Here is a 2,947-nt window from a genome sequence, read left to right as displayed (position 1 = left end):
CCTCTCCCCCGATCGACGGGGTAGAGGAAGGGGCGCGAACCTGTTGTAGCCAGCGCTCCTCCGAGAGAGGCTCCCTTCCTCTCCCTCCGGAGGGGGGAGAGGTGGCGCTGCGAAGCAGCGACGGAGTGGGGGAAGCCGGTCCTTAAGCGCGAAGCCGCTGATAAGTGAGCACGACCGAACTGGTCCGATACCGGGGAGTGTCGGATATCATGGTCTGGTAGGCGGAAGCGCAGACAATTGCTCCAGACGGCCAGCCTCCCGAATTCTCGAACGATCTCAGGGTTCGAGTTCGACATCCCAGTACAGATAATCCATCCAGCTCTCATGCAGATGGTTGGGCGGGAACAGGCGGCCATTGTTGTGCAGATCGTGCACCGTCGGCTGGAAAGGCTTCTGCAGCGGCCACATCTTGGCATGCGCGGGCATCATGCCGCCCTTCCTCAAATTGCAGGGCGAGCAGGCGGCAACGACATTCTCCCATGTCGTCGCGCCGCCGCGATGGCGGGGGATGACGTGATCGAAGGTCAGATCCTCAGGCGTGCCGCAATACTGGCACTGGAAGCGATCGCGCAGGAAGACGTTGAAGCGGGTGAAGGCCGGGTGCCTGGAGGGCTTCACATAGGCCTTCAGGCTGACCACGCTCGGCAGCTTCATCGAGAAGGTCGGCGAGGAGACGGCGTGCTCGTATTCGGCGACGATGTTCACCCGGTCGAGGAACACCGCCTTGATGGCATCCTGCCACGACCAGAGCGACAAGGGGTAATAGCTGAGCGGACGGTAATCCGCATTCAGCACCAGTGCTGGAAGCCCATCCGGAGATACGGCAACCGTCACGTGTTCACCTCCTTGGTTCTAGACCCGAACGGCGCGGATACTGTAAGCCCGACATGACAGGGATGTGAAGCGGATTGTCGCGTCGCCTAAGCGCCAAAAATGCATGATTTTTATGATTTTTTGCGGATTCAGGCCGGCGGCGCGGCGTCCCGCCCTCTGGTTTCGCGATAATAGGACCAGAAAAGCCGTGATGCGACACCTCGCCACGGGCTCCATGATTCGGCCAATGCGATCAGGGTTTTCTCCGGCGGACGCGGCTCGATGCCGAGCGCGTGGCCGACCGCGCTCTGCAGCGCGACGTCGCGCGCGGGGAAGATGTCGGGATGCCCGGCGGCGAATAAGAGATACACTTCCGCTGTCCACGGACCGATGCCGGACACCGCCGTCATCGTCGTGATCGCCTCCTCGGCATCGAGCGAACAGAGGTGATGAAGGTCGAGGCCGTCGACCACGGCCTGGGCAACAGCGATCAGGCCGCGCTGTTTGGGCCGCGACAGGCCGGCTTCGCGAAACATGTCCTCGCCGGCGGCCAGGATCGCCTGCGGCGTCAGCGGATCGACGAGCTTGGTCAGCCGGCCGAAGATGGCATCGGCACTGGCGCGGGACACTTGCTGCGAGACGACGATCGACGCCAGGCTTCGAAACCCCGGCTCGGACAGCCGCAGCGGCACCTCGCCGGCCATGCCGCGCACCTTTTCCAGGCGCGGGTCGATCACGCAAAGCGCGTCGAGCCCCCGGGCAATGTCGTCTGATGTCACGATACGGCGCATGCTTTCTTGTTCCTCGACCGTCGACAGGGTAGCAATTGGCGAAGCGCCGCAAAACATGATTGCCGCCTGAGAGATGACACTCCTGACATTCCGCTTCGCGCCCAGCCCCAACGGCGACCTGCATCTCGGCCACGCCTATTCGGCGCTGCTCAACCAGAAGCTGGCGGCACGGGCGCACGGACGCCTGCTGCTGCGCATCGAGGATATCGACACGACGCGCTGCACGCCGCAATTCGAGGCCGGCGTACTTGCCGACCTGAAATGGCTGGGGCTTGGCTGGGAAGAGCCGGTGCGCCGCCAGTCCGAGCATTTCGCCGAATACCAGGCGGTGCTCGAGCGGTTGATCGCGGAGGAACTCGTCTACCCCGCCTTCATGAGCCGTGGCGAGATCCGCGCCTTCATCACCGACAGCGAAAAGCGTGGGCGCGACTGGCCGCGCGATCCCGATGGCGTGCCGCTCTACCCCGCCGCGGACAAGGCGCTGCCGCTGAAGGAACGTCAGCGGCGGATAGTCGAGAATGCGCCCTTCGCCTGGCGTCTGGATGTCGAGGCCGCCATGGCGCGTGTCGGCAAGGACCTGTCCTGGACGGAGTATTCCGACGAGACGCTTTCCGCGACGCGCTCCGTGGAAGCCCGCCCGCAGGACTGGGGCGACGTGATCTTGGCGCGCCGTGACATCCCGACCAGTTACCACCTCGCCGTCGTCATGGACGATGCGCTGCAAGGCGTCAGCCACGTCGTACGCGGCCAGGATCTGTTTTCCGCCACCGGCGTGCAGCGCCTGCTGCAGCGACTCCTGGGGCTGCCGCAACCGGCCTATTTCCATCATCGCCTCATCCTCGGACCCGACGGCCGAAAGCTGTCGAAGAGCCTCCGTGACACCGGTCTTGCCGCGCTGCGCCATGCCGGCGCATCACCTGATGACATCAGACGGACGGTCGGGCTTTGACCAGGCGAGATCACCTGCCAAATGCGCCGGCCGTTGAATTTCAGTGATGTATGGATCAATGGTTTCGCTTTGCGCGTCGGGTTGAAGCGCATTAGAGCAGCGCCACGGTCAACTCTCCCCAGTACGGCGGCCTCCGGAACATGCACAGCATCAAGCGGTTCATCCCCGCCACCTTCGTCGTCTTGTGGGCCACCGGCTTCATCGGTGCGCGCTACGCCATGCCGTGGGCGGAACCGTTCACCTTCCTCGCCGCGCGTTTCGTCCTCGCTGCTATCCTGCTGGCCGTCCTGATGCTTGTGCTTGGCTCGAAAAGAGCCACCCGCCAGGAGGCGCTGCATGCCACCGGCGCCGGCATCCTGATGCATGGCGTCTATCTCGGCGCCGTCTTCTGGGC

General features: G+C 64.1%; 3 protein-coding genes and 1 pseudogene. 2 read left to right on the top strand and 2 right to left on the bottom strand.

The genetic code is table 11. The annotated features are described in order from the left end of the window. Positions 1–276: 276 nt before the first annotated feature. Both EN893_RS26735 and EN893_RS26730 read right to left on the bottom strand, forming a co-directional pair. Positions 277–834 (bottom strand): HNH endonuclease, encoded by a 558-nt coding sequence (locus tag EN893_RS26735; protein ID WP_006328497.1) that lies wholly within the window; start codon positions 832–834, stop codon positions 277–279. Positions 835–962: 128 nt separating this feature from the next. Further along, positions 963–1,604, bottom strand: coding sequence for a DNA-3-methyladenine glycosylase (locus tag EN893_RS26730; protein ID WP_127268792.1), 642 nt, complete (start codon positions 1,602–1,604; stop codon positions 963–965). A gap of 73 nt (positions 1,605–1,677) precedes the next feature. Here EN893_RS26730 and gluQRS point away from each other — a divergent pair, with 73 nt between their 5' ends. Beyond that, complete coding sequence (gluQRS, locus tag EN893_RS26725; protein ID WP_127268793.1) at positions 1,678–2,553, top strand: tRNA glutamyl-Q(34) synthetase GluQRS; 876 nt, start codon at positions 1,678–1,680, stop codon at positions 2,551–2,553. 140 nt (positions 2,554–2,693) lie between these two features. Beyond that, positions 2,694–2,947, top strand: a pseudogene (locus EN893_RS26720) (EamA/RhaT family transporter); the annotation flags it as partial.

Source organism: Mesorhizobium sp. M7A.F.Ca.CA.004.04.2.1 (assembly GCF_004022825.1).
In the GTDB taxonomy this organism is placed as follows: domain Bacteria; phylum Pseudomonadota; class Alphaproteobacteria; order Rhizobiales; family Rhizobiaceae; genus Mesorhizobium.
The sequence above is the reverse complement of the archived record's forward strand: the minus strand, read 5'-3'. Positions and strand labels throughout refer to the sequence as shown.